Source organism: Roseateles aquae, assembly GCF_032337115.1.
GTDB lineage: Bacteria > Pseudomonadota > Gammaproteobacteria > Burkholderiales > Burkholderiaceae_C > Roseateles_C > Roseateles_C aquae.
The window spans coordinates 97,955-122,342 of record NZ_JAVXZY010000005.1; the positions used below are offsets into that span (position 1 = coordinate 97,955).

At 66.8% G+C, this 24,388-nt stretch carries 19 protein-coding genes; 13 read left to right on the top strand and 6 right to left on the bottom strand.

From position 1 onward, the window contains the following. The first annotated feature begins 120 nt into the window (after positions 1 to 120). The 11 genes from murD (at position 121) to RQP53_RS13460 (ending at position 13,815) form a co-directional block, all read left to right on the top strand. Entirely contained in the window at positions 121 to 2,022 is a 1,902-nt protein-coding gene (murD, locus tag RQP53_RS13410) for a UDP-N-acetylmuramoyl-L-alanine--D-glutamate ligase (RefSeq protein WP_315650829.1), read from the top strand. Beyond that, positions 2,022 to 3,302, top strand: coding sequence for a putative lipid II flippase FtsW (ftsW, locus tag RQP53_RS13415; protein WP_315650830.1), 1,281 nt, complete (start codon positions 2,022 to 2,024; stop codon positions 3,300 to 3,302). Before murD ends, ftsW begins: the two co-directional genes overlap by 1 nt. After that, the gene (murG, locus tag RQP53_RS13420) at positions 3,299 to 4,378 is read left to right on the top strand and encodes an undecaprenyldiphospho-muramoylpentapeptide beta-N-acetylglucosaminyltransferase (protein ID WP_315650831.1); all 1,080 of its coding nucleotides are present in this window, start codon (positions 3,299 to 3,301) and stop codon (positions 4,376 to 4,378) included. Before ftsW ends, murG begins: the two co-directional genes overlap by 4 nt. Continuing rightward, positions 4,375 to 5,778, top strand: a complete 1,404-nt coding sequence (gene murC, locus RQP53_RS13425; protein ID WP_315650832.1) for a UDP-N-acetylmuramate--L-alanine ligase — start codon at positions 4,375 to 4,377, stop codon at positions 5,776 to 5,778. Before murG ends, murC begins: the two co-directional genes overlap by 4 nt. Beyond that, positions 5,775 to 6,767, top strand: coding sequence for a D-alanine--D-alanine ligase (locus tag RQP53_RS13430; RefSeq protein WP_315650833.1), 993 nt, complete (start codon positions 5,775 to 5,777; stop codon positions 6,765 to 6,767). Before murC ends, RQP53_RS13430 begins: the two co-directional genes overlap by 4 nt. Before the next feature lie 27 nt (positions 6,768 to 6,794). Next, complete coding sequence (locus RQP53_RS13435) at positions 6,795 to 7,625, top strand: cell division protein FtsQ/DivIB (RefSeq protein WP_315650835.1); 831 nt, start codon at positions 6,795 to 6,797, stop codon at positions 7,623 to 7,625. A gap of 9 nt (positions 7,626 to 7,634) precedes the next feature. Beyond that, positions 7,635 to 8,864: a cell division protein FtsA gene (gene ftsA, locus RQP53_RS13440; RefSeq protein ID WP_315650836.1), complete on the top strand. Its 1,230-nt coding sequence runs from the start codon at positions 7,635 to 7,637 to the stop codon at positions 8,862 to 8,864. A 172-nt stretch (positions 8,865 to 9,036) separates the two neighbouring features. Further along, on the top strand, positions 9,037 to 10,278 hold the full coding sequence (ftsZ, locus tag RQP53_RS13445; protein ID WP_315650837.1) for a cell division protein FtsZ: 1,242 nt from the start codon (positions 9,037 to 9,039) through the stop codon (positions 10,276 to 10,278). 307 nt (positions 10,279 to 10,585) lie between these two features. Then, a complete protein-coding gene (locus RQP53_RS13450) occupies positions 10,586 to 12,625 on the top strand; it encodes a sensor histidine kinase (protein ID WP_315650838.1) in 2,040 nt (679 codons plus the stop codon). Positions 12,626 to 12,671: 46 nt separating this feature from the next. Beyond that, a complete protein-coding gene (lpxC, locus tag RQP53_RS13455) occupies positions 12,672 to 13,604 on the top strand; it encodes a UDP-3-O-acyl-N-acetylglucosamine deacetylase (RefSeq protein WP_315650839.1) in 933 nt (310 codons plus the stop codon). Between the two features lie 25 nt (positions 13,605 to 13,629). Then, positions 13,630 to 13,815 carry a hypothetical protein gene (locus RQP53_RS13460; RefSeq protein ID WP_315650840.1) on the top strand — a complete coding sequence of 62 codons (186 nt, stop codon included), beginning with the start codon at positions 13,630 to 13,632 and terminating at the stop codon, positions 13,813 to 13,815. Positions 13,816 to 13,821: 6 nt separating this feature from the next. Here RQP53_RS13460 and RQP53_RS13465 read toward each other — a convergent pair whose 3' ends face one another. Then, a complete protein-coding gene (locus RQP53_RS13465; RefSeq protein WP_315650842.1) occupies positions 13,822 to 15,630 on the bottom strand; it encodes an ABC transporter ATP-binding protein in 1,809 nt (602 codons plus the stop codon). Continuing rightward, positions 15,620 to 17,371, bottom strand: coding sequence for an ABC transporter transmembrane domain-containing protein (locus RQP53_RS13470; RefSeq protein WP_315650843.1), 1,752 nt, complete (start codon positions 17,369 to 17,371; stop codon positions 15,620 to 15,622). Before RQP53_RS13470 ends, RQP53_RS13465 begins: the two co-directional genes overlap by 11 nt. A gap of 612 nt (positions 17,372 to 17,983) precedes the next feature. Between RQP53_RS13470 and RQP53_RS13475 the strand changes: the two genes are divergently transcribed. Both RQP53_RS13475 and RQP53_RS13480 read left to right on the top strand, forming a co-directional pair. Next, entirely contained in the window at positions 17,984 to 21,049 is a 3,066-nt protein-coding gene (locus tag RQP53_RS13475) for an ExeM/NucH family extracellular endonuclease (RefSeq protein ID WP_315650844.1), read from the top strand. A 27-nt stretch (positions 21,050 to 21,076) separates the two neighbouring features. Further along, positions 21,077 to 21,577, top strand: a complete 501-nt coding sequence (locus RQP53_RS13480) for a PEP-CTERM sorting domain-containing protein (RefSeq protein WP_315650845.1) — start codon at positions 21,077 to 21,079, stop codon at positions 21,575 to 21,577. 78 nt (positions 21,578 to 21,655) lie between these two features. On the opposite strand, the gene RQP53_RS13485 is transcribed toward RQP53_RS13480, so the two are convergent. The 4 genes from RQP53_RS13485 to RQP53_RS13500 all read right to left on the bottom strand — a co-directional run bounded on the left by RQP53_RS13485 (position 21,656) and on the right by RQP53_RS13500 (position 24,175). Continuing rightward, entirely contained in the window at positions 21,656 to 22,516 is an 861-nt protein-coding gene (locus RQP53_RS13485; protein WP_315650847.1) for an anti-sigma factor family protein, read from the bottom strand. Between the two features lie 10 nt (positions 22,517 to 22,526). Continuing rightward, positions 22,527 to 23,054 (bottom strand): RNA polymerase sigma factor, encoded by a 528-nt coding sequence (locus RQP53_RS13490; RefSeq protein ID WP_315650848.1) that lies wholly within the window; start codon positions 23,052 to 23,054, stop codon positions 22,527 to 22,529. A 24-nt stretch (positions 23,055 to 23,078) separates the two neighbouring features. After that, positions 23,079 to 23,486: a COG4315 family predicted lipoprotein gene (locus tag RQP53_RS13495; protein ID WP_434064090.1), complete on the bottom strand. Its 408-nt coding sequence runs from the start codon at positions 23,484 to 23,486 to the stop codon at positions 23,079 to 23,081. A gap of 74 nt (positions 23,487 to 23,560) precedes the next feature. Beyond that, positions 23,561 to 24,175 carry a LysE family translocator gene (locus tag RQP53_RS13500; protein ID WP_315650849.1) on the bottom strand — a complete coding sequence of 205 codons (615 nt, stop codon included), beginning with the start codon at positions 24,173 to 24,175 and terminating at the stop codon, positions 23,561 to 23,563. Between the last annotated feature and the right edge of the window lie 213 nt (positions 24,176 to 24,388).

Consider the following 24,388-nt stretch of genomic DNA (forward strand, 5'->3'; position numbering starts at 1 on the left):
TATGACCCACCCCCTACGCGCTCTGCGCGCCCCCTCGAAGGGGGCGAGCTCGACGGACCGGCGGAGCCGGATCCGTGAGCTCCGCTGGGTTTTGGCGGCGCAATTCTTCGAGAGGCTTGCATGAGGCATTTGCAGGGCCTGTCTTTGTTGATCCTGGGTCTGGGAGACTCTGGCCTGGCCATGGCGGCCTGGGGCGCCCGTCATGGCGCGGCACGGCTGCAGGTCTGGGATTCGCGCGAGAACCCGCCGCAGCTCGCGGCCTTGCGCGAGCAACTGCCTGCCGCCGAGTTCTTCCATGGCGACCTGCCGGAAACCGCGCTGCAGGGCGTGCATCTGGTGCTGAAGAGCCCGGGCCTGTCGCCGCTGGATGAGCGGCTGAAGCCCCTGCTGGCGCTCGCACAGGCGACCGGCATTCCGGTGCAGGGCGAGCTGGATCTGTTCGCCCGCGCGCTGGCTGATCTGAAGGCTGAGCGGCGCTACGAGCCGGCGCTGCTGGCGATCACCGGCACCAATGGCAAGACGACCACCACCTGCATGACGGCGATGCTGGCCGAGCGCGCTGGCAAGCGCGTCGCCGTGGCCGGCAATATCGGCCCCAGCATGCTGGGCCTGCTGGGCGCGGCCATGGATCTGGAACCGACGCCCGGGTCGAACGCCGAGACAGTGGCTGAGCCGGCTGAACCGGCTGAGGGGGCTGAAGGCGCGGAAGGCGCGGAAGGCACTGAGGCGCCGGTTGCCGAAGCAGCCGTGGCGCCTGCGGAGTCTGACGCGCAAGACCTGGCCCCGGCCGAGCAGTCGCTGCAGGACTCCGGCAGCGCCGCCGATGAAGTGCAAGCTGCGCCGGCCGAGGCCGCTGCCGAGGGCGATCCGGTCGTCGAAGTTCAAGCCGATGTGGCCGCCGTCGGGCCGGCTACCGGCATCACGCTGGACGAGGTCGATGCGCTGCTTGACGAAGCGCCGCTGCCGATCAAGCCGCCGCCGCCCAAGCCGCCGGTGTTCGAGCATCTGCCCGAGGTCTGGGTGCTGGAGCTGTCCAGCTTCCAGCTCGATACGGTCAACGGCTTCGAGCCGACCGCCGCCGCGGTGCTGAACCTGACCCAGGACCATCTGGACTGGCACGGCGATATGGCCGCCTACGCCCGGGCCAAGGCGCGCATCTTTGGTGAGCAGGCGCTGATGGTGATCAACCGCGACGATGCGCAGGTGGAGGCCATGGTGCCGGCGCCGGTGGCCGTCAAGCAGGGCCGGGGCCGGCCGACGCGGCTGCAGTCGCGCCGGGTCTGCCGCTTTGGCCTCGATGCGCCGGACCGGCCGGGCGATTTCGGCCTGGTCAGCGAAGGCGGCATGGCCTGGCTGGTGCGCGCCCGCGAGGTCGATGAGACGATCAAGCGCCGCAAGGACGAAGAGGAAGAAATCATCCTGCAGCGCCTGATGCCGGCCGATGCACTGCGCGTGCGTGGCCGCCACAACGCGGCCAATGCGCTGGCCGCGCTGGCGCTGGCCTCGGCCGCCGGCTGCGCGCTGGCGCCCATGCTGCATGCACTGCGCGAGTACCGCGGCGAGCCGCACCGGGTCGAGTATGTGGCCAGCATTCGCGGTGTTGATTTCTACGACGATTCCAAGGGCACCAATGTCGGCGCCACCGTCGCCGCGATCAGCGGCCTGGGGCTGGACCGGGCGCCGGCCAAGCTGCTGATGATTCTGGGCGGCGATGGCAAGGGGCAGGACTTCAGCCCGCTGGCCGAACCGCTGGCCCGCCACGCCCGTGCGGTGGCGCTGATTGGTCGCGATGCCGAGCAGATCGCCGCCGCGCTGCAACTGGCTGCCGTCGAGCTGCCGCAAGAGCGCTTCGACACGCTGCAGGCCGCCACCCGCTGGTGCCTGACGCAGGCGCAGACCGGCGACAGCGTGCTGCTGAGCCCGGCGTGCGCCAGCCTGGATATGTTCCGCAACTATGCCCATCGCGCCCAGGTCTTTGTTGACGAGGTGCAGGCGATGGCGGCTGACGAGGGCCTCGCCTGATGAGCGCACGGCTCGACAGCAACAGCGATGGCGGCAGTGGCGGCTTCGGCGCCCGCCTGCGCGGTCTGTTCCGCCGCGAGGAAGCGGCGGGCAGCGATGTGCCGGTGCGCGACTGGGTGTCGACCTCGGCCGGCCAGCCGACCAAGATGCTGGGTTTTGATCTGACCCTCGTCTGGGTGGTGCTGGCGATGCTGGCCCTGGGCCTGCTGATGGTCTATTCGGCCTCGATCGCGATGCCGGACAACCCGCGCTTCGCCAACTACCTGCCTACCCATTTCCTGACGCGGCACATCGTCGCCATCGGTTTCGGTCTGGTCGGCGCGCTGATCACGGTGCAGGTGCCGGTCAGCACCTGGGAGCGGCTGGCGCCCTGGCTTTTCGTCGTCTCGCTGGTGATGCTGGTGGCGGTGCTGATTCCGCACGTGGGCAAGGTCGTCTACGGCGCACGGCGCTGGCTGCCGCTGGGCGTGATGAACTTCCAGCCCTCCGAGCTGGCCAAGCTGGCGATTGCCATGTACGCGGCCAACTACATGATGCGCAAGATGGACGTGAAGGAGAACTTCGTCCAGGCGGTCTGGCCGATGGCGGCCTCGCTGGCGGTGATCGGCGTGCTGCTGCTGGCCGAGCCGGACATGGGCGCCTTCATGGTGATCGCCGCGATCGCGATGGGCATCCTGTTCCTCGGCGGTGTCAACGGCCGGATGTTCTTCCTGATCGTCGCGGTGCTGATCGGCGCCTTCGTGCTGATGATCACCTTCAGCGAATTCCGCCGCGAACGTATCTTTGCCTACCTGAACCCCTGGGACGAGAAGTACGCCCAGGGCAAGGCCTATCAGCTGACCCACTCGCTGATCGCCTTTGGCCGCGGCGAGCTGTTCGGCCAGGGCCTGGGGTCCAGCCTGGAAAAGCTGCACTACCTGCCCGAGGCGCATACCGACTTCCTGCTCGCGGTGATCGGTGAGGAGCTGGGCTTTGTCGGCGTTGCCACGGTGATCCTGGCCTTCTTCTGGCTGTCGCGCCGGCTGTTCCACATCGGCCGCCAGGCGATTGCGCTGGACCGCGTCTTTGCCGGGCTCTATGCCCAGGGCATTGGCATCTGGATGGGCGGCCAGGGCTTCATCAATATGGGCGTCAACCTGGGCGCGCTGCCGACCAAGGGCCTGACGCTGCCGCTGCTGTCCTTCGGCGGTTCGGCCATCCTGATGAACTGCGTGGCGCTGGCGATTGTTCTGCGGATTGACATCGAGAACAGACAACTCATGCGAGGAGGCCGAGCATGAGCACCCGCCACCTCGTCATCATGGCCGCCGGCACCGGCGGGCACATCATCCCGGGCCTGGCCGTGGCCGAGGAGATGCAGCGCCGCGGCTGGAGCGTCAGCTGGATGGGCACCGAGCAGGGCATGGAGAACAAGCTGGTGCCGCCCTCGGGCCTGCCGCTGGACCGGCTGGCCTTTGCCGGCCTGCGCGGCAAGGGCCTGATGCATGCGCTGCGCGGCATTGGCACGCTGATCAAGGCGCTGGGCCAGTCGCGCCAGGTGTTCGCCAGCCGCAGCGCCGATGCGGTGCTGGGCATGGGTGGCTATGTCTGCTTCCCCGGCGGCCTGATGGCCTGGCTGATGCGCCGCCCGCTGATGCTGGTCAATGCCGACGCGGCGATGCTGCTCTCTAACCGCAGCCTGACGCCGTTTGCCCAGCGCATCGCCTTCGGCTTTGACGGCGCCGCGGCGGCGTCGACCAAGAAGGCAGTGCTGACCGGCAATCCGGTGCGCGCCGAGATCGAGGCGCTGGCCGAGCCGGCGGCGCGCTTTGCAGGCCGCAGCGGGCCGCTGCGGGTGTTGGTGGTCGGTGGTTCGCTGGGCGCGAGGGCCATCAACGAGGTGCTGCCGCAGGCCTTGAAGCGCTTCGCGGCCGTGGAGCGGCCCATCGTCACGCACCAGACCGGCCAGGCCAATCTGAGCACGGTGCAGGCCGGCTACCAGGCCGCTGGTGTGCAGGCCGAGATCCTGCCCTTCATCGACAATATGGCCCAGCGCCTGGCCGACTGTGACCTGATCATCTGCCGCGCCGGCGCGGTGACGGTCAGCGAGCTGTGCGCGGCCGGCGTGCCGGCGGTGCTGGTGCCGCTGGTTGTGGCCACCACCTCGCATCAGCGCGACAACGCGCAGTTCATGGCCCAGCATGGCGCCGCCCTGCATCTGCCGCAACCGCAGCTGACGGCCGAAGGCCTGGAAGCGCTGCTGCGCAGCCTGAACCGCGAACAGCTGCTGCAAATGGCCAACAAGGCGCGCGCGCTGGCGCGGCCGCGGGCGGCCTCGCGTGTGGCCGATGAAATTGAAAGACTGGTGCAGCGGTGAGACACGCGATCAAACACATCCACTTCGTGGGCATCGGCGGCGCCGGCATGAGCGGCATCGCCGAGATCCTGTTCAACCTCGGCTACACGGTGTCCGGCTCCGACCAGGGCGCCAGCAGCACGACCGAGCGCCTGGCCGCCCTGGGCTTGCGCGTCTTCATCGGCCATGCGGCCGAGCAGATTGCCGGCGCCCAGGTGCTGGTGACCTCGACCGCCGTGCGCGCCGACAACCCCGAGGTGATTGCCGCGCGTGCCGCCGGCATCCCGGTGGTGCAGCGCGCCATCATGCTGGCCGAGCTGATGCGCTTGAAGAAGGGCATCGCCATTGCCGGCACCCACGGCAAGACGACGACCACCTCGCTGGTCACCACCGTGCTGGCCGAGGCGGGCGTCGACCCGACCTTTGTGATCGGCGGAAAACTCAACAGCGCCGGCGCCAATTCGGCGCTGGGGCAGGGCGAGTTCATCGTCGTTGAGGCCGATGAGTCCGATGCCTCCTTCCTGAACCTGCTGCCGATGATGGCCGTCGTCACCAATATCGACGCCGACCATATGGACACCTACGGCCACGACTTCGCGCGGCTGAAGCAGGCCTTTGTCGACTTCCTGCACAAGATGCCTTTCTACGGCGCGGCCATCCTCTGCGGCGACGACGAGGGTGTGCGCTCCATCATGCCGCTGGTGTCGCGGCCCATCGTCAGCTATGGCCTGGGCGAGGGCAATGCGGTGCGCGCGGTCGATGTCGAGGCGCTGGCCGGTGGCCAGATGCGCTTCAAGGTGCTGCGTCGCGATGGCCGCGGCCAGCTGCCTGAGTTGCAGGTCACGCTGAACCTGGCCGGCATGCATAACGTGCTGAATGCGCTCTCCGCGATTGCTGTGGCGACCGAGCTGGAGTTGCCCGACGCGGCCATCGTCGCCGCGCTGGCCAAGTTTGGTGGCGTCGGCCGACGCTTCCAACGCTATGGCGAGTTGCCGGCGGCCGATGGCGGTCGCTTCACGCTGATCGACGACTATGGCCACCACCCGGTCGAGATGGCCGCGGTGCTGTCCGCCGCTCGGGGTGCTTTCCCGGGCCGGCGTCTGCTGCTGGCTTTCCAGCCGCACCGCTACACCCGTACGCGCGACTGCTTTGCCGATTTCGTCCGCGTGATGACCGGCTTTGATGCGGTGCTGCTGACCGAGGTCTATGCCGCTGGCGAGGCGCCGATTGCCGGTGCCACGGCGGCAGCGCTGCAGGCGCAGCTGCCAGGCGCGCAGCTGGTGAGCGAGGTGACGGCCTTGCCGCAGGCGATTGCCGCGGCCAGCCGCGATGGTGATGTGGTGATCGTGATGGGCGCGGGCTCGATCGGCGCGGTGCCGGCACGAACGGTGGAACTGTTGAAGAAGGGTGTCCAGCCATGAGCTTGGATCTGAATATCGATGTCAAGGCCCTCGGCAAGGTGGCCGTGCTGGCCGGCGGCGCGTCCGCCGAGCGCGAGGTTTCGCTGACCATGTCCGGCCCCGGCGTGCTGGCGGCACTGCTCAGCCAGGGCGTTGACGCCCATGCCTTTGACCCGGCCGAGCGTGGCCTGCATGAGCTCAAGGCCGAGGGCTTTGATCGCTGCTTTGTTGCGCTGCATGGCCGCCATGGCGAGGACGGCACGGTGCAGGGCGCGTTGGAGTTGCTGGGCATTCCCTATACCGGCTCCGGTGTGATGGCTTCGGCCATCGCGATGGACAAGATCACCACCAAGCGGCTCTGGCTGGCTGATGGCCTGCCGACGCCGCGCTGGCTCAGCCTCAAGGCGAATGCGCTGACGCGTGAGCGCGTGATCACCATCCCTGACGAACTGGGCCTGCCGGTGTTCGTCAAGCCGCCGCACGAGGGCTCGACGATTGGCATCTCCAAGGTGATCGGCTATTCGCAGATGCAGGATGCGGTTCAGCTGGCCGCGCGCTACGACGACGAGATCCTTTGCGAGGAATTCATTGACGGCCCGGAGCTGACCTGCCCGGTGCTGGGCGAGGGCGAGCAGGCCTTCGCGCTGCCGGTGATACAGATCGAGGCAGTCGATGGCAATTACGACTACCAGAACAAGTACTTCACCAACAGCACCCGCTATCTGATGGGCCATTTGCCGGCGCCGCTGGAAGCCGAGGTGCAGGCGCTGGCGCTGGCTGCCTTTCGCTCGCTGGGTTGCCGCGGCTGGGGGCGCGCCGATCTGATGCTGCGCAAGCGCGACAACAAGCCCTTCCTGCTCGAGTTGAATACCTCGCCGGGCATGACCTCGCATTCGCTGGTGCCCAAGTCGGCCGCCCACGCCGGCATCAGCTATGAGCAGCTCTGCTTGTGGCTGCTCAGCCAGGCCCGGCTGGATGGCAAGGTGCCCGGCATTGCCGGTCGGACCTGAGTTCAATCCGTCTGACCACACCCAGCCATGCGCGCCGCCCAAGCCCAACAGCCGCTGCCGCCGGACATCCGTTTGATGAACGGTGTCACGGCCTTGCTGCTGCTTGGCCTGGCGGCGGCGGTGCTGACGCTGGCGCTGCAGCGCCTGATGCGCCAGCCGGTGTTTGCGATTCGCGCGGTGCAGGTCGAGGGCGAGGTCAGCCGCAACAGCGCCGCCTCGCTGCGCGCCAATGCGGTGCCACGCCTGGCCGGCAGCTTTCTGAGCATGAATCTGCAGCAGGCCCGCGCTGCTTTCGAGGCGGTGCCCTGGGTGCGCCACGCGGTGGTGCAGCGGGTCTGGCCGAACCGGCTCAAGGTCAGCCTGGAAGAACACAAGCCGGCGGCGTATTGGGAAACCAAGCCCGAGGGCGCCGATGCCGACAGCGATGCCACCGTCGAGCGCCTGCTGGTCAACAGCTTCGGCGAAGTCTTCCAGGCCAATCTCGGCGATGTCGAAGACGAAGACCTGCCGCTGCTGTCCGGCCCGGCCCATGCCTCGGCCCATATGCTGAAACTCTGGCAGCAGTTGCAGACCCAGACCGCCCGGCTGGACGATTCGATCGAGCGGCTGGATTTGTCCGGCCGCGGTTCCTGGCGGATCACCCTGGCCAAGGGTTCGCATATCGAACTGGGGCGCGGCAGCGATGCCGAGGTACTCGCCCGATATGGCCAGTTCGTGGCCAGCATTCAACAGATCACCTCGCGCTACAAAACTGATTTGCTGTCGGCCGATCTGCGCCATGGCGACGGTTATGCACTGCGCTTGCGTGGAGTTTCGACCACCCCCACCCCGCCAAAGGGCGGTGCAAAGAAAAACTAAAGGACTGGCATGGCCAAGGAATACAAGGATTTGGTCGTTGGATTGGATATCGGCACGGCCAAGATCATGGCGGTGGTGGCCGAGGTGATGGGCAATGGCGAATTGCGCATTGCCGGTCTCGGCGTTGCCCCCTCGCATGGTTTGAAGCGCGGTGTCGTGGTCAATATCGACGCAACGGTGCAATCGATCCAGCAGGCCTTGAAAGAGGCCGAAATGATGGCCGACTGCAAAATCTCCCGCGTTTTTACCGGCATCACCGGCAGCCATATTCGCGGCCAGAACTCGACCGGCATGGTGATCGTGCGCGACAAAGAGGTCACGCCGGTCGATGTCGCCCGGGTGGTTGAAACCGCCAAGGCCATCAATATCCCGAACGATCAGCGCCTGTTATTGGTCGAACCGCAGGAATTCGTCATTGACGGCCACGAGGTCAAAGAGCCAATTGGCATGAGCGGTGGCCGCCTCGAGGTCAAGGTACATATTGTCACAGGCGCCCAAAGTGCCGCCGAAAACATCGTCAAATGCGTGCGCCGCTGCGGTCTGGAAGTCGAGCAGCTGGTGCTCAATCCCAGCGCCTCCAGCCATGCCGCGCTGACCGCCGACGAGCGCGATCTCGGTGTGGCCCTGGTCGATATCGGTGCCGGCACCACCGACGTGGCGATATTCACCGGCGGCTCGATTCGCCATACCGCCGTGATACCGATCGCCGGGGATTTGATCACCAGCGATATTGCCATGGCCCTGCGCACGCCGACCAAGGATGCCGAGGAAATCAAGGTCGAGCATGGTGTGGCCAAACAATTGCTGGCCGATCCGGCCGATCAGGTTGAAGTGCCGGGTTTGGGCGACCGCTCGCCGCGGATGTTGTCAAAACAGGCGCTGGCCGGTGTGATCGAGCCGCGTGTCGAGGAAATCTATTCGCTGGTCCAGCAAGTGATTCGTGACAGTGGTTACGAAGAATTGCTGTCCTCCGGCATCGTCATTACCGGCGGTGCTTCGGTGATGCCGGGTATGGTCGAACTGGCCGAGGACATCTTCCTCAAACCGGTGCGCCGCGGCAATCCGACCTATAGCGGCGCCTTGTTCGATATGGTCGCCAATCCCCGTTCCGGCACCGTGATGGGGCTGCTGGAAGAGGCGCGGCTGTCGCGCACCCGGGGTTTGAAGGCGGCGCAGCAGGCCGGTTCGGTGAAGACGCTGTTTGGCCGTGCCAAGGATTGGTTTTTGGGAAATTTCTGAGGTCGAAGCGGCCGCTGCGGCGGCGATTCGACGATGTATGTCGCTGGGTGAAGTCGGGGATGTGGTTTGCAGCGCTAAAAAACAGGAAATATCGGTCCTGGCGCTGAAAAAGAGGGTCATCCCTGTGGTTTTTTACTCTTGGCAAATGCACAATTGCTGAAGGAGGTTTGTTATGGCAATCGAGATGATTGAAGAGTTTGATCAAGGCACGCAAATCAAGGTGATTGGTGTCGGTGGCGGCGGCGGCAACGCGGTCGAGCACATGATCAACCAGGGCGTTCAGGGTGTGGAGTTCATCTGCGCCAACACCGATGCCCAGGCCCTCAATCGTTCCAAGGCCGATCAGCTCCTGCAGCTGGGCAGCACCGGTCTGGGCGCTGGCGCCAAGCCTGAGATGGGCAAGGCCGCCGCCGAAGAGGCCGAGGCGCGCATCCGCGAATCGATCGCCGGCGCCCACATGCTGTTCATCACCGCCGGCATGGGCGGCGGCACCGGCACCGGCGCCGCACCGGTGATCGCCCGTGTGGCCAAGGACATGGGCATTCTCACCGTCGGTGTGGTGACCAAGCCGTTTGAATTCGAAGGCAATCGCCGCATCAAGGCGGCCGACGCCGGCCTGGCCGAGCTGGAAGCCAACGTCGATTCGCTGATCGTCGTGCTGAACGAGAAGCTGCTCGATGTGCTGGGCGACGACGTCACGCAGGATCAAGCCTTCGCTCACGCCAACGATGTGCTGAAGAATGCCGTCGGCGGTATCTCCGACATCATCCATATCCCCGGCCTGGTCAACGTCGACTTCGAAGACGTTAAGACGGTGATGAGCGAGCCCGGCAAGGCCATGATGGGCACCGCGCAAGCGACCGGCCCGGACCGCGCCACCAAGGCCGCCGAGGCGGCCGTGGCCTGCCCGCTGCTGGAAGGCATCGATCTGTCCGGCGCGCGCGGCGTGCTGGTGCTGATCGCCGCAGCCAAGGGCAATTTCAAGCTGAGCGAATCGCGCAATGCGATGAACACCATCAAGCGCTACGCCGCCGAAGATGCGCACATCATCTACGGCACCGCCTACGACGAAAGCCTGGGCGATGCGATGCGTGTGACGGTGATCGCCACCGGCCTGTCCTCCCAGCGTGCCCGCCAGCAGGCGCCGCTGCAAGTGGTGCAGCAAGTCGTGCAGCGCACCGGTACCGACAATATGCCGGTGCTGACCCAGCCGGTCATCATGGGCCAGGCGCCGGGCCAGGGCACGGTAACGGCCTCGCCGGCCGCTGCGCTCGGAGGCAATGATTTCGGTGGCATGAGCGTGCCCAGCGTCTGGCGTCATGGCCGTACCGCTGCCGCCAAGGTCGAGGCCTTGTCGTCGAACGGCATGGACGAAATCGAGATCCCGGCCTTCCTGCGCAAGCAGGCGGACTGATTCGGTCGGATCAAGCAAGCCCTGCGGCAGCGTTTCGGCGCCGTCAAAACAGCCAGCCTGCCGTTCGCGGTGTGCTGGCTTTTTTCATTACAACGAGCGAGCAAGCCATGGGACTGCAGCTGTGTGGCTTTGTAACAGTCGTGGCGCCCATGCGGATGGGGCGGCCTGAGGTCTAGGCGGCGCAGGCCGATCTTGGCAGACTGCGCGGTGGTCCGGCCGCGCGTACCTACGGGTATTGGCGTGGTCAGGCGTCGCCGCCAAACGGACGACGCCAACTCCTGGTTTTCTCGCCATCTCTGGCCTTGGCATGACTCCCCATTTCCTGTTGCGCCTGTGTTCGCTGGGGGCGCTGTGGCGCCTGGTCTGGCTCAGCTGCCTGCTGAGCATGGGGAGCGGCGTGGCGGCTCAGGTGCGCATCCAGCCCGACCCAGCGCTGCTGCGCGAGGGCGATCGCTCGCTGAGCGCGGACGTCGCCGTGTCCGACTGGAGCCGCGAGGATTTGCGCGCCTGGTGGGCGGCGCTGCGGGCCGTTGATGGCAGTGCCAGCAGCCTGCCGGCCCATCTGCATCCGCCGGATGAGGCGCAGGCCTGGCAGCGCGTCAGCTTGCCCGATGTGCAGACCCGCGCCGCCAGCGCCGATTTCGGCGGTCGCCAACGTGTGCAGATGCGCTGGTACCGCTTCCGCTATGCGCCGCCGCAAGGTCAGTGGCCAACCAGCGTGGCGCTCTACATGCCGCGGGTCGTAGGTTTTGCCACGGCGGTGCTGGTCCGCACCGACGAAGGCTGGCGCCCGGTGTTCGACAACCAGAGCGGCGTGCGCGAGCAATGGGTGCGGCCGCTGTGGGCGGTGATTCCAGGTGCGCTGACCAGTCTGCACGCGGACCGGGCGCTGGAGCTGGTGGTGGCGGTGCCTACCCATACCCAGGGCAGCTACACGGTGTCCAGCGCCTGGTTGGGCGCCCGCGAGGATCTTGAGGTCCTACAGCAGCGCCGCTGGGCCCTGCAGATCACCGTGCCGCAGGCGACGGGCATGACCCTGGTGGTGCTGGCGCTGTTCGCGCTCTCGCTCTGGTGGCGCCGTCGCCATGAGCCGGCCTATCTGCTCTTCGCGCTGGCCAGCCTGGGCTGGCTGCTGCGCAACCTGCACTACCACATGGACCTGCCGCGCTCGCCCTTGGTGCTGCACTGGTTCTGGTGGATGACCCATGCCTCGATGGCCTGGGTGATGCTGCTGACCTATCTGTTTGCGCTGCGCTTTGCCAAGGTCCAGCATCCGCGCTTCGAGCGCCTGATGGCCCTGTTTGTGCTGCTCACCAGCATCTTCACGCTGCCCTGGAGCCAGGCCTACGACACCGTGGTGGCCCAGCACATCGCTAATGCCAGCGTCGGCCTGATCGGCACTGCCTTCGTCAGCCGTGAGGCCTGGCGCGAGGGCAGCCGGGAGATGCAGCTGATCGTTGCCAGCCTGATTCTGGGCCTGCTGCTCGGTGTTCATGATCTGGCGCTGCTGGCGGGTTGGGCCTGGCCCGAGCATGTCTACCTGATGCCTTACGCCACACTGGTCATCATCGCCAGCTTTCTTTACGCGGTGCGGCGCCGTTACCTGGCGGCATTGCAGCAGGTCGAATCGGCCAATGAGCACCTGGCAGAACGCCTCGGCGCTCAGGAGCGTGAACTGCAGGCCCAACACGATCGCTTGCGCGAGTCGGAGCGCCAGCAGGCACTGCTGCTGGAGCGCCAGCGGCTGATGCAGGATATGCACGATGGCCTCGGCTCCTCGCTGCTGTCGGCCATGGTGGCGGTGGAACAGGGCACCATGGAGCAGGATCGGGTCGTCGAAGTGCTGCGTGAATGCGTCGACGATTTGCGTCTGGTGATCGACTCGCTGGAACCAGTCGGCCACGACATCGTCTCGCTGCTGGCGACCATGCGCTACCGGCTTGGCAAGCGCCTGCAGGTCGGCGGTCTGACGCTGGAATGGGATGTGCAAGATCTGCCCCCGCTGCCCTGGCTGGAGCCACCCGATGCGCTGCATGTGCTGCGGCTCTTGCAGGAGGGGCTGAACAATGTGCTCAAGCATGCGCGGGCGCACCGGGTACGCATTGCCACTCGCGATCTGGGCGAGCGCATCGAGATCCGCGTCGAGGACGATGGTGAGGGCTTTGACATGGCCACCGCGCAAAAGGGTCGCGGCCTGCGCAGCCAGGTCAAGCGCGCCCAGCGCCTGGGCGGCACGCTGCACATCGACAGCAAGCCCGGCCAGGGCACGCGGCTGTCGCTGCGCCTGCCGGTGCAGCGGGAGGGCCGCAGCAGCACGGAGACGCCCGAGCCCGGCAGCACGGCGTGAAGCCTGGCACAGGCAGGTTTTGTCGCGATCGGGGACAATGCGGCCCATGGTCAAGCAAAGAACCCTGAAGGCGCTGACACGGGCGGTTGGCGTGGGCATACACAGCGGGCAGAAGGTTGAAATGACGCTGCGCCCTGCGGCACCCAACACCGGCATCGTGTTCCGCCGCATCGATCTGAACACGCCGGTGGACATCCCGGTGCGGCCCGACACGGTGTGCGACACGCGCATGGCGACGACGGTCAGCCCCGGCGGCGACCCCGGCGCCCCCAGGGTGCAGACCATCGAGCACCTGCTGTCGGCCTGCGCCGGCCTGGGTATCGACAATCTCTATGTCGACATCAATGCCGACGAAGTGCCCATCCTGGACGGCTCGGCCGCCAGCTTCGTCTTCCTGCTGCAAAGCGCGGGCATTGCGCTGCAGGAGGCGCCGAAGCGCTTTCTTCGTGTCAAGAAGACCATCGAGGTGCGCCGCGGGGAAGGCAAGCGGCTGATGTGGGCCCGCCTGGAGCCCAAGCATGGCTACAGCCTGTCCTTCCAGATCGAGTTCGACAACCCGGCCGTGGCCGCCACCGGTCAGCAGTACACCTTCGATATGGGCGCCGGCAGCTACAAGAAAGAGATTGCCCGTGCCCGCACCTTTGGCATGACCCGCGACATCGAGCTGATGCGCTCGCGCGGCCTGACGCTGGGCGGCGCGATGGACAACGCCATCGTCGTTGACGACTACCGCGTGCTCAATGCCGATGGCCTCCGTTACGACGACGAGTTCGTCAAGCACAAGATCCTCGACGCCATCGGCGATATGCATGTGGCCGGCCCGCTGCTGGCCGCCTACACCTCGTTCAAGGGCGGCCATGCGCTGAACAACATCCTGTTGCGCGAGCTGCTGGCCGATGCCGAGGCCTATGAGTACGTCAGCTTCGAGCAGGAAGCGGCAGCACCGCAGGGCTTTGCCCAGCTGGCGCCGGCCTGGTGAGCACGGCGCCCGAGGAGCACGCACGATGATGCTGTTTCGCCTGATCTTTGGCCTGCTGATGGCGGCCAGCGTGCTGTGCTTTGCGCTGTCCATCGCCACCGGCCAGGTGCGCTGGCGTCAGCGCGGCCTCCTGATCATCAAATGGCTGGTGATTGCCGGGCTGGGATTCTTTGCCGTGCTGATCCTGGAGCGGCTGGCGCTGATGCTTTGAGCGGGCTCAGGCCTGCGACGGCTCGAGCTCCTCATTCTCATCGTCGGACTGCAGCGACTGCAGCGACTGCAGCGTTACCAGGCGCTGATAGAGCCCGCCCTCGATCGCCATCAAGGCCTCGTGATCGCCGCGCTCGGCCAGCCGGCCGTGGTTGAGCACGACGATTTGATTGGCCTCACGTATCGTCGACAGACGATGGGCAATCGCGACCACGGTCACGCGGCCGTGCAGTTCGCGCAGCGCTTCCGTGATCAGCCGCTCGGTGGCACTGTCGATATTGGAGGTGGCCTCGTCGAGGAAGAGGATGCGCGGCGCGCCGGCCAGTGCGCGGGCCATCGCGATCAGCTGCTTCTGCCCGCTGGACACCCGCGCGCCGCCTTCGCCCAGCAGCGTGTCATAGCCTTGGGGCAGGCCGGCCAGCAGATCGTGGACGCGGGCGGCCCGCGCGGCGGCGATGATCTCGGCCTCGCTGATGTCGCGGCCCATGGCGATGTTCTCGCGCGCACTGGCCGCCATCAGATAGGGCTCCTGCGGCACCAGGCCGATGGCGGCGCGAAAGGCAGTGTCGGGAATCAGGGCCAGGTCTTGCCCATCGATCAGGATCTCGCCAGCTTGCGGTCGGTAGAAGCGTAGCAGCAGCGACAGCAGCGTCGACTTGCCTGAGCCGGTGTGGCCGACGATGCCGACGAAAGCGCCCGGGGCGATCTGCAGCGAGATGTCGCTCAGCACATCGCGGCCGTTCTCATAGGCAAAGCGCAGCCCGTTCAGCTGCAGCGCACCGCGGCTGATGTGGCAGTCTGGCCGGCTGCCCGCCGCGGGGCGGCTCTCCTGCAGCAGCGTGCGCACCCGTGCCGCGGCGACCATGCTCTGCTGCAGCTGGCCGAACTGCATGGTGATCTGGATCAGCGGCTCGACGACACGCGAGATATAGCTGAGGAACGCATACAGCAGGCCCAGCTCCAGGCCGGACAGCTCGCGCTGGCCGAAGCCATAAATGACGGTGACGATCAGCAGCACATTGAGCAGATCCAGCGCCGGCCGCAGCAGCCAGGCATTGGCGCGCAGCTCGCGAACGCGCGCCTGCAGCTGCTCGCCATTGGTGGCCGCAAAGCGCTGGGCGAAGCGCGGTGCCGCGCCGGCGGACTGCAGCATGGCCATGCCGGCGATGCTCTCGGCCATCTGGGCATTGATGTCGCTGCGCAGCGCGCGCGCGGCCTGCACCGCCGGCGCGCTCCAGCGCTGGTAGAACCAGATGATGAGCACGCTGGCCGGCACCAGCATCACGACGATCAGCATCAGCCGCCAGTCCAGCCAGGCCATCGCGACGATGGAGCCAAGCACGACCAGGCTGGAGTCCAGCATCACATACAGCACCTGGCGATAGAGGGTGTTGACCGCCTCGGTATCGTTGGTGACGCGGCTGACCAGCTGGCCGGTGATGGCCCGATCAAAGAAGGCCATGGGCAGGTTCAGCACATGGCTGAAGACCTGTTCGCGCAGCCGCAGCACCGAGCGTCGTGCGATGCCGGCCATACGCGCCAGCTGCAGATAGCGCACCCAAGATGACGCCCAGGCACAGGCCAGCGCCGCGCCGATCAGGCCGGCCATGGCCGGCACATCGAATTGGCGCGCCAGCAGATGCTCGTCGATGAAGCGCTTGCCCAGTGCCGGCCCCAGGGCCTCCAGTCCAGCAGCGACCAAGAGCCAGAGCAGGCCCCACAGCAGCTTGCGCTTTTCGGGCCGCGCCGCCTGCAGCAGCAGGCCCACGGCATCCCAGGGGCGGGCATCGCTGCCCGTCTTGTCTTCAGCCTGCATCGATGCTGGCCTCCAGTTGTTGGTAGCGCCATTGCGCGGCATACCAGCCGCCCAGGGCGAGCAGCTCGGCATGGCTGCCGCGCTCGCTGATCTGGCCATGGCGCAGCACGATGATCTGATCGGCATCCATCACGCTGCTGAGCCGGTGGGCCACAACGATCAGGCTGCGCCCGGCCTGCTGCTGACGCAGCTCGCGCAAATGCGTGAGGATCTGCGTTTCGGTGCCGGTGTCGACGGCCGACAGCGCATCGTCCAGCAGCAGCAGCGGCGCCTGGCTGAGCAGTGCGCGGGCGATGGCGACGCGCTGGCGCTGGCCGCCGGACAGCGTCACGCCACGCTCGCCGACCTGGGTCTCGTAGCCCTGCGGCAGGCGCAGGATGTCTTCATGCACGGCGGCCAGCCTGGCCACCTGCTCGACCTCGGCGCGGCTGGCCTCGGGCCGGGCCAGCGCGATGTTGTCGGCAATGCTGGCCGAGAACAGAAAGGGCTCCTGCGGCACCCAGGCCATGGCGCGGCGCAGCAGGTCCAATTGAATCTCGCCAGCCGGCACACCGCCTAGCAAGACCTGACCCCGGGCGGGCTCGAACTGGCGCAGCAGCAGGCGCAGCAGCGTCGACTTGCCCGCGCCGGTGGGGCCGACCAGGCCCAGCGTCTGGCCGGGCCGCAGTTCCAATGCGATGTCCTGCAGGGCCGCGCGGCTGGCCTGCGGGTAGCTGAAGCTCACGGCGTTCAGGCGCACATCGGCCGCGGCCGGCATGGTCTGGCGGCCATGGTCTTGCAGGCTCAGTGGCGCCTCCAGCACCGGTTGCAGCCGGGCCCAGGCGGCACGGCCGCGCTCCAACAGCGAGAGCACCCAGCCGGCGGCAAACATCGGCCAGATCAGCTGGCCCAGATACATGGTGAACGAGGTCAGCTGGCCGATGCTGAGCTGCTGCTGCGCCACCAGCCAGCCGCCCAGGCCCAGCGCGATCGCGACCGCCAGGCCCAGCGTCATGCCGACGGCAGGCTCATAGGCGGCCTCCCAGCGCTGCGCGCGGTACGCGGCTTCGCCGGCATGATCGGCCAGTGCACTGAACTGGCTGCCGGCGCGCTCGGCCAGGCCCAGCGCCCGCAGCGTGCGCACGCCGGCCAGGCTGTCCTGGGCATGCTGGTTCAGCGCCGAAAAGCGCTCCAGCGAGGCTTTCCAGGCCTGGTGCACATGCTCTGAGATGCGCCAGAAGGCCAAGGCCATCAGCGGGAAGGGCAGCAGGGCGGCCAGGCCCAGCCGCCAGTCGACGCCCAGCGTCATCATCGCCAGCACCAGGATCAGCGTCAGCGAGCCGTCGAAGGCGGCCAGCAGCGCTTCGCCGACGGCCATCTCGACGGCATCAACATCGTTGGTCGCCAGCGCCATCAGATCACCGGTGCGCTGGCGCTGGAAAAAGGCCGGGCCTTGCAGCGTCATGCGTTCATACAGCCGGATACGCAACTCGCGGCCAAGCTGATAGGCGGCGGCAAACAACTGCAAGCGCCAGCCCACCCGCAGCAAATAGATCAGCAGTCCGGCGCCGACGAGGCGTCCCAGCTCGATCAGCAAGGCCTGACCCTGCAGCCGGTGGGCGGCCAGGCCGTCGACGATATGGCCCACCTGGCGCGGGATCCAGACGGTCAGCATGGCGATGCTGGCCAGCATCACGGCGGCGGCGGCGTAGGAGCGCCAGTGGCGGCGCACAAAGCCGGCGATCAGGGCGTGAAGCGTCATGCAGGGGCGGTGGCAGATGCGGTGAAGGCCGAAAGCGGCAGCGGCCAGTCGCACAGGGCGCCTAGGCAGGAGCAGGCGATTGTGCCAACTTCCCGATGTCACCGCGTGTCAGCAGGCGGTTCGCCGCCCGTGGCTCTTCGATGACGATTTGACGACAGCCGAGTGCGGCCCAGGGCCTTTGCCTGGCTCGTAGAGCGGTGGGCATGACGAATCACTTGATGCGCGATTGCCGCACAGCCGCTGTCAGCTAGGGTTTTCCTGATCGACGGTGACGGCCCTGTGTCAGAGCGGTGCACGACGCACCTGAAGGCGACTTTTTCGCACCGATTGCGGCATAGCGAATGGTTTTTTGCCGTGGCGTTAGCGACCGAAGCCGGGACGCAAATCGTTTGCTGCTGGCAAACCCGGGGAAATGGCGTTGCGCTGTTCCGACGTGCTCCGCGGCCCCCCGCATTCAAGTGTCTGGCGCATTTTCCTGCGCTGGCTAGCATCCGCCACACGTGCCGCTGGGCAGTCGGCGCGCGTGCCTGCTGGCATTCCTCAGCTGCCTGGCGTCGGCCGCCGCTGCTAATTCAGAGGCGACTCCTTGTTGTGCTCACAAGCTCCAAACTTATGAAAATCAAACATCTTGCAAGCCCGATGGCGGCTGCGCTGGCGGCCGCGTTTGCGATGCCCGTCGCGCTGGCCTCGACCAGCGGCGTCGTGATCAGCCAGGTCTACGGCGGTGGCGGCAATTCCGGCGCCACGCTGAAGAACGACTTCGTTGAGATCTTCAATGCTGGCAGCAGCGCGGTCAGCCTGGCAGGCTGGTCGGTGCAGTATGCGTCTGCCACCGGTACCTCCTGGCAGACCACGGCGCTGCCGGCGGTGTCGCTGCAGCCCGGCAAATACCTGCTGATCAAGCAGGCGGCCGGCACCGGCGGCACGGTTGACATCACCGGCGACGTGACCGGCACCATCGCCATGGCGGCTGCCAGCGGCAAGGTGGCCCTGGTCAAGAGCACCACCGCTTTGAGCGGCGCCAACCCGAGCGCTGAAGACATCGTCAGCTACGGCAACTCGACCGCCACCGAAGGCAGCCCGACCCCGGTGCTGAGCGCTACGCTGGCCGCGCTGCGTGCCAACAACGGCTGTACCGACAACAACAACAACGCGGCGGACTTCGCCACCGGCGCCCCGAATGCACGCAATTCTGCGTCGCCAGCAAACGTTTGCTCATCGACGCCGCCGGCCAATCAGCCCATCGTGGCGAGCTGCCCCGATGTCAGCCTGGCCGCCGGCAGCAATGGTCTGATCAGCACCAGCGCGACCGACTCCGACAGCATCGTCAATGCCGCGGCCGTCGTCGGTTCGCTGCCTGCCGGCTTCACGCTGGGCAGCTTCTCAGCCGCGTCCGCCAAGGGCGGCGTCGCCAGCCAGACCATCCAGGTGGCCAGCTCGGTGGGTGCTGGTGGCTATCCGCTGCAACTGCAGTGGAGCAATGACGATGGCCAGACCGCCAGCTGCAGCTTTACCGCCACGCTGACCGGCCTGACCCCGATCTACAAGATCCAGGGTGCTGGCGCCAAGAGCCCGATGGAAGGCCAGACCGTGACCACCAGCGGTGTTGTCAGCAAGCTGAACAACAACGGTTTCTTCCTGCAAGACCCGATCGGTGATGGCGACCCCAGCACCTCGGACGGCATTTTTGTCTTCACCAGCACGGCACCCACCGTCAGCGTCGGTCAGCAGATCCAGCTGAGCGGCAAGGTCGCCGAGTTCAATGTCGGTGCCGCCGGCAATGCCGATACCTTGGCGCATACGCTGACCCAGCTGACCAGCCCGACCAGCATCACCGTCACGGGCAGTGGCTATGCGATCACGCCGGTCGAAGTCGATCTGGCCACGCTGCCGGCCGATGGCCTGGAGGCCTATGAAGGCATGGTGGTGACCTTGCGCGGCCCCTTGACCGTGCAGCAGAACTACTTCCTGGGTCGCTTTGGTCAGCTGACTTTGGCGGCGGGTGGCCGCGTCTACACGCCGACCCATCTGCTGCGCCCGGGCGCCGACGCCTTGGCGCTGCTCGCTGACAACCGCCGCCGCAGCGTGCTGCTGGACGACGGCAGCAGCCTGCAAAACCCGAACCCGACGCCTTTCCTGGCGGCTGACAACACCGTGCGTGCCGGCGACAGCACCAGCGGCATCACCGGCGTGGTCGACTACGGCCTGGCCACCAGCAGCAATACCGGATTTGGCATCTACAAGGTGCACGCACTGACTGCGCCGAGTTTTGACCGCACCAACCCGCGCACGGCCACGCCGCAGATCTCGGGCGGCAATGTCCGCATCGCCAGCGCCAATGTGCTGAACTTCTTCACCACCTTCACCGATGGCACGACCTTTGACGGCAAGACCGGCCAAGGCTGCAGTCTCGGCGGCTCGGTGAGCAAGTCCAACTGCCGCGGCGCCGACAGCCTGGCCGAGTTCCTGCGTCAGCGCGCCAAGACGGTGGCCAATCTGAGCGGCCTGAACGCCGATGTGCTGGGCCTGATGGAGATCCAGAACAATGGCGAGACGGCCGTCCAGCACCTGGTCGATTCGCTCAATGCCGTGATGGGCGCCGGCACCTATGCCCGCGTGCCCGCAGCACCGCAAGGCAGCGGTGACGATGCCATCCGCGTCGCGATGATCTACAAACCCGGCAAGCTGACGCTGCAGGGTCTGTCGATGTCCGATCCGGCCGACATCAACAACCGCCCGCCCTTCGCGCAAGGCTTTGTGACGCCCAATGGCGCCAAGTTCGCCGTCATCGTCAACCACCTGAAGTCCAAGGGCAGCTGCCCGGCCTCGGGCGCTGACACCGACGACGGTCTGCAGGGGTGCTGGAACAGCACCCGCGTGCAGCAGATCAACCAGTTGCAGGGCTTCCTGGGCCAGGTGCAAGCCAGCTATGGCACGCAGGATGTCGTGATGATGGGCGACTTCAACGCCCACTCGATGGAGGATCCAATCGCGACACTGACCGCGGGCGGCGCGGTGGTCGATCAGCTGAGCCGTTTCGATCGCTACGACTATTCGTACATCTTCGACGGCGGCTCGGGCCGTCTGGACCATGGCTTTGCCACGGCCAGCCTGTCGCCCAAGGTGGTGGCGGCCACCTCCTGGCACATCAACGCCGACGAGCCGCTGATCATCGACTACAACCTCGAGTTCAAGCAGCCCGCCTGCGCCACCTGTGGCCCCGACTACTACACCGCCACGCCCTATCGCTCCTCGGACCACGATCCGATGGTGATGGAGCTGAACCTGGTCAAGGACATCAACGGCGGCAATGGCAATGACGTGATCAAGGGCAGCGATGGCGACGACGTCATCACCGGTGGCCTGGGCCGCGACACCATCACCGGCGGCAAGGGCCGCGACCAGTTCGTCTACAAGACCGGCGCCGATGGCCTGGACACCATCACCGACTTCACCGTTGGCGAGGACAAGCTGGTGTTTACCGAGCTGCTGAAGAACGTCGGTATCACGAGTGGCGATCCGTTGGGCCAAGGTTTCGTCACCTGCAGCAATGCCGCTGGCAGTGCACTGATCGGCTATGACCCCGATGGCGCCGTTGGTCCGGCCGCCTCGCGTCCGGTCGTGCTGCTCAAGGGCGTTGCTTGCGCGGCCATCAATGCCGGCAGCTTCAAGTTCTGAATCGAATAACAGCAAATGGAGTTCACCATGAACATTCGCAAAACCACCCTGGCCGCCGTCGCCGCTCTGCTGCTGGGCAGCGCCAGCGCGCAGGCCGACAGCTTCACCTTCTCCGGCAAGATTGACGCCGGCCCCGAGCTGGGCCAGCTGTTCAGCGGCAGCTATGAGCTGAACCTGGCGGCTGTCACCGGCAGCGGCTTCGAGCAGTTGTCGCTCAGCAGCTTCCAGCTGAATTTCCTGTCTAACAGCTACACGCTGAATGCCAGCGCCACCGCCGACTACCAGGACGGCGTGTTCCTGGGCCTGAGCTACAGCTTCCAGGACGCCAGCAAGACGCTGGTGCTGACCTCGGGCAGCTTTGACGCCAACGACGCTTTCCTGCACTACACGCCTGTCAATGGCGTCGAGAGCAGCGGCAGCTACACGGTTGCGGCCACGCCGGCCGTGCCGGAGCCTTCGACCTTGGCGATGGCCCTGGGTGGCTTGCTGGCCGTGGGCTTTGCCGCCCGTCGCCGCATGCCGGGCTGAGCCAGGCTCGCGCAATGAAAACGGCGCCCTCGGGCGCCGTTTTTTTCATCCTTGGCGCCAGCCAGCGACACGGCCGCTTCAGCCCTTCTCGGCCTTCAAGCGTGCATAGACCAGGCTGCCGAGCTCGTTCAGCCGCCCCGCGTCAAGCGGCCCGCTGAGGGCATAGCCGAGTTGCCCGTCGAGCCAGTAGAAGCTGCGCATGGTGCGGCCGCCTTCGCTGTGCTCGGTGAGCCTGAAGCGGGCCGGCGCGGCCTGTGTCGGTCCCGAGGTGCTGATGTAAAGCGTTAGCCGTTCGCCGGCCTCGTTCTCGAACATGAACTGCGCCCGGGCCAGCGTGCTTTCGGCGGCGGCCGGGCCGCTGGAATCGCCGGCGGGCAGCAAGCGGCCGCCAACCAGGCGATAGCCCTGATCACGCAGATCGGGCACCCGCAGCGGCTGCGCCAGCCGCTTGCTCAGCCACTGCACCAGATGCTCTTGCTGATCGGCGCCGACCTCAACCGGATGGCGCCGTTCGGCCTGGTAGACCACATGGGCAATCGCCGCATCGCGAACGAACTCGGGTGCCGTGGCTTGCTGTTGCCCGGCCTTGGCTTGGTTGCCCTGGCTGTCGTGCCAGTCGTGAGCCCCCCAGCCCAAGCCCAGGCCCAGGCCGAGCAGCAGGGCGGCGGCCAGCGCTTGCTGCCAGGGGGCCAGGTCTTGCCTGCGCGAGCGTGCAGCGGCCGGGCGCAGTGCCTGCAGGAGGGCGGCGGGGACCGGCTCGTCCAGCATCTGCGCCTTCAGGCCTTGCAGGGCGGCACGCTGGCTGCGCCACTCCAGCACGCGGGCCGCCTGCTCGGGATGGGACTGCAGCCAGTGCGTCACCTCGGCCGCCTCGTAGGCGCTCAGCTGCCCGTCGACGTAGGCGTGCAGCGTGGCATCGTCAAAGTTGAGGTGGGTCATGGTGTGGGCCTTACTTGACGACGCGCAGGCGAGCGCCGGCTGCCACGCCAGCCTCGCCCTGCATCAGCGCACGCAGCCGCTCGCGGGCGCGCGACAGCCGCGACATCACCGTGCCCACCGGCAGATCGAGCACCTCGGCGGCGGCCTCGTAGGACAGCTCTTCGACGCAGACCAGCAGCAGCACTTCGCGCGAGATGGCCGGCAGGGCGGCCAACGCGCGTTCCAGGTCGAGGCGCAGGTGCAACTGGGCCTGCGGGTCGGGTGCGGGCGAGGCCTCGTCCTGGTACTCCTCGTACAGATGCTGGCGTAGGTCGCGCAGCTGGTTCAGGAACAGCCGGTGCATCAGCGTCAGCAGCCAGGCGCGCAAGGCCTCGGCGCGCGTGCCGTGGCCACGCTCGGGCTGCCACAGCGCCCATTTGGCGGCGGCGCGCTCCAGCGTGTCCTGCAGCAGGTCGTCGGCGCTGGCGCCATCGCCAGTGAGCAGATGGGCATAGCGCCGCAGCCGCGGCAGATGGGGCAGGGCCTCGTCGAGGATCATGGCCCGGGCTGCTGCTCTTGAGGCTCAGGGCGTGGCGGTGTGCCAGACCTTGTTGACGCCGTCACCGCTGCGGTCGCCGGGCTTCTGGTCCTTGACCCAGAAGTACAGCGGCCGGCCCTTGTAGGCCCATTGGCGGGCACCGTCGTCGCGGGTGATGAGGCTCCAGTCGGCGCTGGCCGGCTTGGCATCAGCCGCCGCCATCAGCGGCGGCCAGTTCGTGGCGCAGGGGCCGTTGCAAACGCTCTTGCCGCTGCCCGCCGTGTCCTTGTCAAAGGTGTAGAGCGTCATCTGGTTGGCACCGACCAGGGCGCCGTCCTTGGCCGTCGCCGGCGGCGGGCTCATGCTGGCGCAGCCGCCGAGGCCGGCGAGACCGGCAAGCGCCAGGCTGCAGGACAGAGTCAGCGTGGTCCAGGGGCGTGTGGCAATGTTCATCGCGATCTCCGCAGGGTGGGTAGATGCTAAACACCGGGGATGCGGGCTTTATTCCATCGCGGTCGCAAAAGTTTTCAGCGCGTCAGCGCCAGCCGCAGGCCAAAGCCGATCAGGACGATGCCGGCCAGGCGCTGCAAGGCCGTCGTGACCCGCGGGTTCTGCCGCAGCCGCTCGCCCAGATGGTGGGTCAGCAGCACGACGATCAGGCCGTAGGCCAAGGTCAGCACGGCAATCGTCAGGGCCATGGCGGCGAAAGTGGCGAGGCTGGGCTGGCGGGCCGGGTCGACGAAAAGCGGAAAGAAGGCCATGTAGAAGACGATGGCCTTGGGATTGAGCAGGGTGATCAACAGGGCCTGGCGGAAATAGTGCCGCGGCTTGATCTGCAGCACCGGCGCATCGCCCGGCTTGGCCAGCAGCATCTTGACGCCCAGCCAGGCCAGATAGCCGGCGCCCAGCCATTGCACCGCGGCAAAGGCGCGCGGATAGGCCGCCAGCAGCGCCGCCACGCCGGCCACCGCCAGCCACATCAGCACCTGGTCGCCGGCGATCACGCCCAGCGTGGCCGCCAGCCCGCCGCGGCGGCCGCCCTTGCCCGTCGAGGTGATCAGCGCCAGATTGCCCGGCCCCGGAATGGCCAGGAACACGATGATGGCGACGACAAAGGCGCCATAGTCTGCGATGCCGAACATGGGGAGTCCTCGCTAGGGCCTGTTAACACTACGTCTATCTGATGCGTTGCCACACAAATCGCCGTGAACTAGGCGCCCAAAAGTGCGATGAGCGAAGCCGGGGCGGCTCCCCCGGCGAGGCTTTGCAACGACGTGCACGGCGATTTGTGTGACAACCCTTCGGGAAAGGGGCTCCAAGGGCCCCACTCGGTGTTGAACGCCTTGCCCAGGCGG

Bases quoted from the DNA above. Each gene is read 5' to 3' on its own strand.
- RQP53_RS13485 (WP_315650847.1), bottom strand. From the start codon at position 22,516: ATGACCCACCTCAACTTTGACGATGCCACGCTGCACGCCTACGTCGAC.
- ftsA (WP_315650836.1), top strand. From the start codon at position 7,635: ATGGCCAAGGAATACAAGGATTTGGTCGTTGGATTGGATATCGGCACG.
- RQP53_RS13500 (WP_315650849.1), bottom strand. From the start codon at position 24,175: ATGTTCGGCATCGCAGACTATGGCGCCTTTGTCGTCGCCATCATCGTG.
- RQP53_RS13480 (WP_315650845.1), top strand. From the start codon at position 21,077: ATGAACATTCGCAAAACCACCCTGGCCGCCGTCGCCGCTCTGCTGCTG.
- murG (WP_315650831.1), top strand. From the start codon at position 3,299: ATGAGCACCCGCCACCTCGTCATCATGGCCGCCGGCACCGGCGGGCAC.
- ftsZ (WP_315650837.1), top strand. From the start codon at position 9,037: ATGGCAATCGAGATGATTGAAGAGTTTGATCAAGGCACGCAAATCAAG.
- RQP53_RS13470 (WP_315650843.1), bottom strand. From the start codon at position 17,371: ATGACGCTTCACGCCCTGATCGCCGGCTTTGTGCGCCGCCACTGGCGC.
- RQP53_RS13490 (WP_315650848.1), bottom strand. From the start codon at position 23,054: ATGATCCTCGACGAGGCCCTGCCCCATCTGCCGCGGCTGCGGCGCTAT.
- ftsW (WP_315650830.1), top strand. From the start codon at position 2,022: ATGAGCGCACGGCTCGACAGCAACAGCGATGGCGGCAGTGGCGGCTTC.
- RQP53_RS13495 (WP_434064090.1), bottom strand. From the start codon at position 23,486: ATGAACATTGCCACACGCCCCTGGACCACGCTGACTCTGTCCTGCAGC.
- RQP53_RS13435 (WP_315650835.1), top strand. From the start codon at position 6,795: ATGCGCGCCGCCCAAGCCCAACAGCCGCTGCCGCCGGACATCCGTTTG.
- RQP53_RS13465 (WP_315650842.1), bottom strand. From the start codon at position 15,630: ATGCAGGCTGAAGACAAGACGGGCAGCGATGCCCGCCCCTGGGATGCC.
- lpxC (WP_315650839.1), top strand. From the start codon at position 12,672: ATGGTCAAGCAAAGAACCCTGAAGGCGCTGACACGGGCGGTTGGCGTG.
- RQP53_RS13450 (WP_315650838.1), top strand. From the start codon at position 10,586: ATGACTCCCCATTTCCTGTTGCGCCTGTGTTCGCTGGGGGCGCTGTGG.
- RQP53_RS13430 (WP_315650833.1), top strand. From the start codon at position 5,775: ATGAGCTTGGATCTGAATATCGATGTCAAGGCCCTCGGCAAGGTGGCC.
- RQP53_RS13475 (WP_315650844.1), top strand. From the start codon at position 17,984: ATGAAAATCAAACATCTTGCAAGCCCGATGGCGGCTGCGCTGGCGGCC.
- murD (WP_315650829.1), top strand. From the start codon at position 121: ATGAGGCATTTGCAGGGCCTGTCTTTGTTGATCCTGGGTCTGGGAGAC.
- RQP53_RS13460 (WP_315650840.1), top strand. From the start codon at position 13,630: ATGATGCTGTTTCGCCTGATCTTTGGCCTGCTGATGGCGGCCAGCGTG.